The organism is Corynebacterium sp. (assembly GCF_030530965.1).
Taxonomy (GTDB): Bacteria; Actinomycetota; Actinomycetes; order Mycobacteriales; family Mycobacteriaceae; genus Corynebacterium.
Genome location: NZ_JAUMTY010000025.1, coordinates 1 through 6,683 on the forward strand (window position 1 = coordinate 1; position 6,683 = coordinate 6,683).

Consider the following 6,683-nt stretch of genomic DNA (forward strand, 5'->3'; position numbering starts at 1 on the left):
GGCGTCGTCCTCCCGTGCCAAGCTGACTGGTTTTCTGGCATGATGTGAGCCATGCCTAATAGCCCTGGTAAGCCAATGATTGAAGCGCATGACCTGACCCAAACTTTTCGTGGCCGCGGTCGTGATAAAAAACCAGTAAAAGCCGTCGACGGTGTGAGTCTGCACGTCGATCCAGGCGAAATTATTGGCTTCTTGGGCCCTAATGGTGCTGGTAAGACGACAACACTTCGCATGCTCACGACATTGTTGAAGCCGACGAGTGGTTCTGCCCGTGTTGCAGGCTTCGACGTGGCTACCCAGCCCGTGGAGGTCCGTCGACAGATCGGATATGTCAGCCAGGTGGGCTCGGCCGGTTCCAATGCGCACGCCGGTGAGGAACTGATGGATCACGGCATGCTGTATGGCTTGCGTAAAAAAGATGCTCAGCGTCGCGCACATGAGTTATTTGAACAGTTTAGTTTAGATGGTTTGTGGGACAGAGAGCCCAAGAATATGTCGGGCGGTCAGCGCCGGCGTCTTGATATCGCGATGGGCCTGATCCATAGCCCCGGCCTCGTTTTCCTTGATGAGCCGACGACCGGTCTCGATCCACAGGCGCGAAGCAACCTTTGGGACCACATTCGTAGCCTCCGTGAAGACCAAGGCACAACGATTTTCTTAACAACTCATTATTTGGATGAGGCCGATGCATTAGCAGATCGGATCATTATTATCGATCACGGACGAATTATTGCGTCAGATACGGCAGAGAATTTAAAGAGCTCGGTGTCTGGGGATCATGTTTCTCTCCGCCTTAACGACGCCACACGCCAGGCCGAGGCCGCGGAAATTATAACCCGCGTGATGTCAGCAGCAGATGCGTCGACAACCTCTGATCTGAAAGTCAGTGGCGACCTGATAGAAGCAGACGTCTATAACTCCGGCCATCTGTTACCGGACCTGATCAGGTCATTAGACGAGAAGTCGATCGGTATCGCGGATCTTAATGTCCGGCGCCCCACGCTGGATGACGTCTTCTTGTCACTGACCGGTCGCTCGCTGCGAGATTAATTCTCCACAATCTTTCGAGGATATTTCATGGGTATATCTAATTTCTTCCGTGAGAGTTTCATTATCTGCCGCAGACAATTGCGCATGAATTTACGTAACCCCGCCTGGATCATCATCGGCTTATTGCAGCCAGTGATGTATTTGGTGTTGTTTGGCCCCCTACTTAAGCCCTTGACAGCACAATTTGGCGCGACGAACGCCTACACGTTCTTTGTCCCCGGTTTGTTGGTCCAGTTGACCGTTTTCGGAGCGATGTTCGTCGGCTTCGGCGTTATTGCCGAGTGGCGTGACGGAGTGATTGAAGCTGAACGCGTTACCCCAGCTAGTAGGACTGCGCTGTTATGTGGACGCCTCATGCGCGATGTGACGCAACTGGGTGTCCAATCCACCATCCTCATCGCGTTGGGCTATGCGATGGGGATGAAAGCGCCTATTGCGGGTGTGATCCTAGGCGTGATCATCACCCTGTTTGCCGGCGCGGCTTCGGCGGCTGCGTCGAATGCACTGGCTTTGACCAGTAAAGACGAAGATGTCATGGGTCCCCTAACCAATATGCTTATCATGCCTATTTTGTTGTTATCCGGAATCATTTTGCCGATGTCTTTGGCTCCCGCGTGGCTCGAACGGCTATCAGACTTCATGCCCACTCGGTATATCGTCGACGCTGTTCGCGCAATCTTTGCGGATAACCCTGATGCTGCCACAGTGACCTGGGGGATTCTGTGGTCGCTCGTCATTTTCTTTGCCGGTATCTGGTGGGGGACTCGTACATTCCGTAAGGAAAATTCATAGCAATAGGCCGGATTGCACCAGAGATCGTGAATGAAACGCATGAATAATCGTTAGAGAAAAAATGATGTCACCCATAGGCATGTAAACGTCTACGGTTGGGGGCATGGCTTTTATTGACGACGATACGTTTACGAAGAACACACATGGCCGGGCTGCCGAATGGGAAGCAGCCGGCTTGAATTGGTTGCGCGAGGCTGAATCGTCGGGCGGGGCACGCGTCGTTAAGGTTTTCGGTCAGGACGATTCCGTTCCTGGTGGCGGGCTTGTCCTGGAGCGTTTGGATAATGGCCGCGCTTCAACCCGTTTTGCCCGCGAGTTCGGTGCTGCGCTGTCACACACCCACGAAGCGGGAGCTGCAGCGTTCGGCGCTGGCCCGGACGGCTGGGAGGGCGATGGTCTTCACGGCCCGAATGATGAGTTAATGCCGCTGAGCTTGAAGCATTACGACCACTGGGGCGAAATGTATGCGGAGGCTCGCATCATGCCGACGCTGGAGCGCATCAATAGTTCGCAGCGCGGAGCGTCCTTGGGGGAACAGGGCAACAAGGCTGTTGAGGCCGTGTGTGAGCGTCTTCGCAATGGTGATTTCGACGATATCGACAGTCCAGCTCGGATTCATGGAGACCTATGGGCGGGCAACGTGATGTGGACCTCGTCCGGGGCGGTGCTGATTGACCCCAGTGCCCACGGCGGACACCCACTGACCGACCTCGCCGCACTCGCTCTTTTCGGAGCTCCCAAGCTCGACGCTATTTATGAAGGCTATGAAAGTGAGGGCTTTCTCAATAAAGGATGGCGGAAACTTATTCCGTTGCATCAGCTAAGCATGTTGCTTAGCCACGTGTACCTCTTCGGAAGCAGCTACGTCCCGTCGACGGTTCAAGCAGCCAGCCAGTACGTCTAGCTCAGTACGGATAGTTCGGGGCTCATAGTCCAATACGTCTAGTCCGCTGCGCATAGCCGAGTATGCCTAGTGATGCGCGGCGGAGTTTTTGATCCGTCGTAAAGTGCGGATGAGCTGAGGCACAAATGCAGTGACAATCAGCATGACGATCATCCTGGTCACTTGCATGACGGTAACAATTGGTCCCGCTCCGCGGTCGTGGGCGATAGCTAGGACGATATAAAGGCCGCCAGGTGTCGTCGCTAAGTATGTTTCAGTGAGCGTTCCAAGCCCTAAGGCTGTGAGTATTCCGGCCATAACGCCACATCCGCCCATCAAAACAATGATGCACAGGAATGCGAGCGGAAGACGTTTAGCGTTAGTTACCAGTGATTGACGGTCGAACGCGCCGCCGGCCTGCCAACCGATCAAAACAAATGCGGCCGCTTCCAAAACGCCAGGTATCGCAATGAGATGTGGTTGCCATTCACCTATCGCAATGGCGATGGCCAAGGGGGCAAGCAGGCGGGGTGCGGGCAATGGCGTGAAACTGGCAAGCCACCCAGGAATGGTGATCACAGCCAACACGACTAGCCAGTTCATTACCGAGTGAGAGGAAAGGTTCACGAGGGGCTCTGAACCAACATCAACATTTCCGCCAACCAGTAATGGAATTAAAAATGGCAGTGAGAAGGAAACGATAAAAACGCGGAGATACTGAGCAACCGTGACGTATCGGAAATCTGCCCCCAATTCTTCGGAAAGAACAGACATTGCCGACGCCCCACCAGCGAGCGTCGACATGACTGCTGTGGGTGAATCAATGGTTGAAAAACGTGTAATCACCCAGGCGCAGGCAGCGCAGAGAACCAAAGTGATTCCAATAGCAATAAGTGAAGGAAGCGCATAGGAGGCCAAACGGTCAGGGGAAGAATTAACCAAAGGCCCTGCCGCCAAGAGCGAAATAACACCTTGCGAGGGGCCGATTGTGGAGCGCGGCGGCCGGATCCGCGTGCTGGCGATAATGGCTCCGCACAGCCCACCCACCATCGAGCCCAACATAAGAGGGGAGGGAAGCTGCGCTACCCGGCAGAGCCCTACGGCAACTAGCGTCGCAATGATCGCGATGGTCCACCCGACTAGTGACCTGCGGGTGCTGGCCTTGATGTGGTGGGTAGTCACCTGATGCATCGCCTCCCGGTTGGTGTTGCTAAGTTTACGCTGATTGCGGGTGAGCTGAGCGTTCACAGCGTACGTACACCAGGCTCCCAGAATGCTCACACCCGGCTTACAGGAAACAGGCTGAAAGTGCTCAGTAACTTCATATGCGGTGTATGCAGACAAATCACCAGTAATCGTGCACACTGGAACTATGAGTTCTGCTGAAGCCCCCACACGCGTTCTTGTTGTTGATGATGAAGCAAACATCGTAGAGCTTCTCAAAGTGTCCTTGAAGTTCCAAGGATTCGAGGTCGCGACCGCGAGTGATGGTGGGGAAGCGTTGGATATTGCGCGTTCATTCCATCCCGACGCATTTATTCTGGACGTCATGATGCCTCGCATGGACGGGTTCACCCTATTGAGCAAGCTCCGTGCGGACGGCCACGATGCACCGGTCCTTTTCCTGACAGCCAAAGATGCGGTTGATGACCGCATTCACGGTTTAACAATTGGTGCCGACGATTACGTCACCAAACCGTTTAGTTTGGAAGAAGTCGTTACGCGTTTGAAAGTGATTCTCCGCCGCGTCACACCGCCGGAGGTGGACGACGATCAACGAATCACCTACGCCGACCTCACCCTGGACGACAATTCACATGAAGTAACCAAGGCGGGTGAATATGTGGATTTATCTCCGACGGAATTCAAGTTGCTCCGTTATTTAATGGTTAATGCCGAGGTTGTCTTGAGCAAGGCAAAAATCTTGGACCATGTGTGGAATTACGACTTCGGTGGCGATGGAAACGTTGTTGAATCTTACGTTTCTTATTTGCGTCGCAAAGTGGATAAGGACGAGCCGCACCTGATTCAGACCGTCAGAGGAGTGGGATACGTTCTCCGCACGCCTAGGGCGTAACGAGTATCGCCATCTGGATGCACGGTGCGCCGATGTGCGGTGCACCAGTGAATTTCATGTGATCGTGTAACGGTCATTCGATTGCTTAACGTAAGGGGCCATTGCCATTTCACTACATTCGCGTTTCAACGCAGTGTTACAACGTCTGAAAAAGAGTGATGCGCCGAACGACGCTGACACGAGCCAGCCGGTAGCCGCGCCGCAGCCCAGTACTATCGATCAAACGAACTCATGGGCACTTCCCACAACATCTTCTTCCGACGAGGGCACCATCCACGATGCCGACGTCCCCCACGAGGCTTCTACCGACGTCGACGAAGCCACCGCCTCCAGCTCCACGGAGGACGTTTCCGGCAACGACGACGATTCAGCACAGAAGAAAAGCGTGCCGGTCGCTCCGCCGGGACGGGAACCAACGCGCCCGCGAAGCTATAGCGAAAAACGTCGGCAAGAATGGGAACGAAAACAGCACACAGGTGCAGCCAAGCGCGGCCTCTCGCGGTTGCCGCTGCACACGTCGCTCATCATTATCGTGATGGTGATTTCCGCAGGTGGAATGTTCTTCACCGGGCTCGCAGTGACCTCCACGCTGAGGGAATTCATGCAGTCGCGCATCGACGCCTCGTTGGAATCCACAGCGCATTCGCCCTTCATCGAGCAAGGGCGCCTGCCCGTGCAAAGCGCATATAGCGAAAACCCTCGGCTTCCTAGTCAATACTTTGTGCAGGTCACACACTCTGACGGCTCCGTCGTGTCCTATGACTACGGGTTCGAGTCCTACCCCAACCTTGACTCGGTCACCCACGAGACGGGCCCCGTCACCGTGTCGGCCGCGCGAGGTTCGAAATCCACAGCACACTGGCGCGCTATGGCGCTGAAAAGCCAAGACGGCGATCTCGTCGTCGTCGCGGTTTCACTCGATGACAATGAGCGAACCATCTCCCGCCTCTTCCTTCTCGAAGCCGGCTTGGGAATGCTCGTTCTCGCGGTGCTCCTCATTCTGACCTGGTACGTTGTCCGACGATCACTCCGGCCTCTCAGCCACGTGGAACGCGTCGCTGGAAAGATTGCCGACGGCGACCTCTCTCAGCGTCTCCCAGAATGGCCGCCGGACACAGAAGTCGGCGCGCTCTCACGGTCGCTGAACAAAATGTTGGCGCAAATCGAGCAATCCTTCGTCGCGGTGGAGCGAAGTGAAGCAGAAGCTCAGGAAAATGCCCGCGTTGCGCGCAAAGCAGAAGCGCAAGCACGCGAAGCAGAGCAAACAATGCGTCGTTTTATAGGCGATGCATCTCACGAATTACGTACACCATTGACTTCCGTCAGCGGATACGCGGAGCTTTATCGGACGGGCCAAACCGATGATCTCAATCTTGTGCTGGATAGCATCTCGGCCGAGGCGGAAAGAATGAGCGTTTTAGTTCAAGATCTTTTGGATCTTGCTCGGATGGATAATTCGCGTCCATTGGAGCACAAGAGTGTCGATATCCTCAGTGTCGCAATCAGTGTTATTCAGAACATGAAAGTGAATTACCCTGATCGCGATATTTCCATGACAAACAATTGCGTGGAACCACCCATCGTGACAGGAGATAGCGCCCGCCTTCACCAGGTTCTCACCAACCTGATGACGAACGCCCTCAAACACGCAGGTCCAGAGGCTGCCGTTCGCATCGCTCTGGACGATTCCACCCTGGGAACGTCACCGAAGAAGAAAGCGGTGCGAATTCGTGTCATCGATAACGGTGTAGGAATACCGCCAGAGGATAGCGAGCACATTTTCGAGCGCTTCTACCGAGCCGATTCATCCCGATCACGGCATCAGGGTGGAGGCTCCGGACTGGGATTATCCATCGTTCAAGGTTTAGTGGAACAGCATGG

The 6,683-nt window shown here is 54.7% G+C and carries 6 protein-coding genes; 5 read left to right on the forward strand and 1 reads right to left on the reverse strand.

All coding sequences use genetic code 11. From position 1 onward, the window contains the following. Positions 1-51: 51 nt before the first annotated feature. From Q3981_RS06125 to Q3981_RS06135, 3 genes are all read left to right on the forward strand, one after another. Positions 52-1,050 carry an ATP-binding cassette domain-containing protein gene (locus Q3981_RS06125; protein ID WP_303124516.1) on the forward strand — a complete coding sequence of 333 codons (999 nt, stop codon included), beginning with the start codon at positions 52-54 and terminating at the stop codon, positions 1,048-1,050. A 27-nt stretch (positions 1,051-1,077) separates the two neighbouring features. Further along, positions 1,078-1,842, forward strand: coding sequence for an ABC transporter permease (locus tag Q3981_RS06130; RefSeq protein ID WP_303124517.1), 765 nt, complete (start codon positions 1,078-1,080; stop codon positions 1,840-1,842). 103 nt (positions 1,843-1,945) lie between these two features. Further along, positions 1,946-2,746, forward strand: a complete 801-nt coding sequence (locus Q3981_RS06135; RefSeq protein ID WP_303124518.1) for a fructosamine kinase family protein — start codon at positions 1,946-1,948, stop codon at positions 2,744-2,746. Between the two features lie 66 nt (positions 2,747-2,812). Here the strand turns inward: Q3981_RS06135 and Q3981_RS06140 are convergent, their stop codons facing one another. Further along, positions 2,813-4,006, reverse strand: coding sequence for an AbrB family transcriptional regulator (locus Q3981_RS06140; protein WP_303124519.1), 1,194 nt, complete (start codon positions 4,004-4,006; stop codon positions 2,813-2,815). A gap of 91 nt (positions 4,007-4,097) precedes the next feature. On the opposite strand from Q3981_RS06140, the gene Q3981_RS06145 reads away from it, so the two are divergent. After that, positions 4,098-4,802 (forward strand): response regulator transcription factor, encoded by a 705-nt coding sequence (locus Q3981_RS06145; protein WP_204582289.1) that lies wholly within the window; start codon positions 4,098-4,100, stop codon positions 4,800-4,802. A gap of 133 nt (positions 4,803-4,935) precedes the next feature. After that, positions 4,936-6,683, forward strand: a 1,748-nt coding sequence (locus Q3981_RS06150; protein ID WP_303124520.1) for a cell wall metabolism sensor histidine kinase WalK, incomplete at its 3' end; no start/stop codon positions are given.

What these genes read in the sequence shown, in the direction of transcription:
- Q3981_RS06125 (WP_303124516.1), top strand. Translation starts at nt 52, where the DNA reads ATGCCTAATAGCCCTGGTAAGCCAATGATTGAAGCGCATGACCTGACC.
- Q3981_RS06135 (WP_303124518.1), top strand. Translation starts at nt 1,946, where the DNA reads ATGGCTTTTATTGACGACGATACGTTTACGAAGAACACACATGGCCGG.
- Q3981_RS06145 (WP_204582289.1), top strand. Translation starts at nt 4,098, where the DNA reads ATGAGTTCTGCTGAAGCCCCCACACGCGTTCTTGTTGTTGATGATGAA.
- Q3981_RS06130 (WP_303124517.1), top strand. Translation starts at nt 1,078, where the DNA reads ATGGGTATATCTAATTTCTTCCGTGAGAGTTTCATTATCTGCCGCAGA.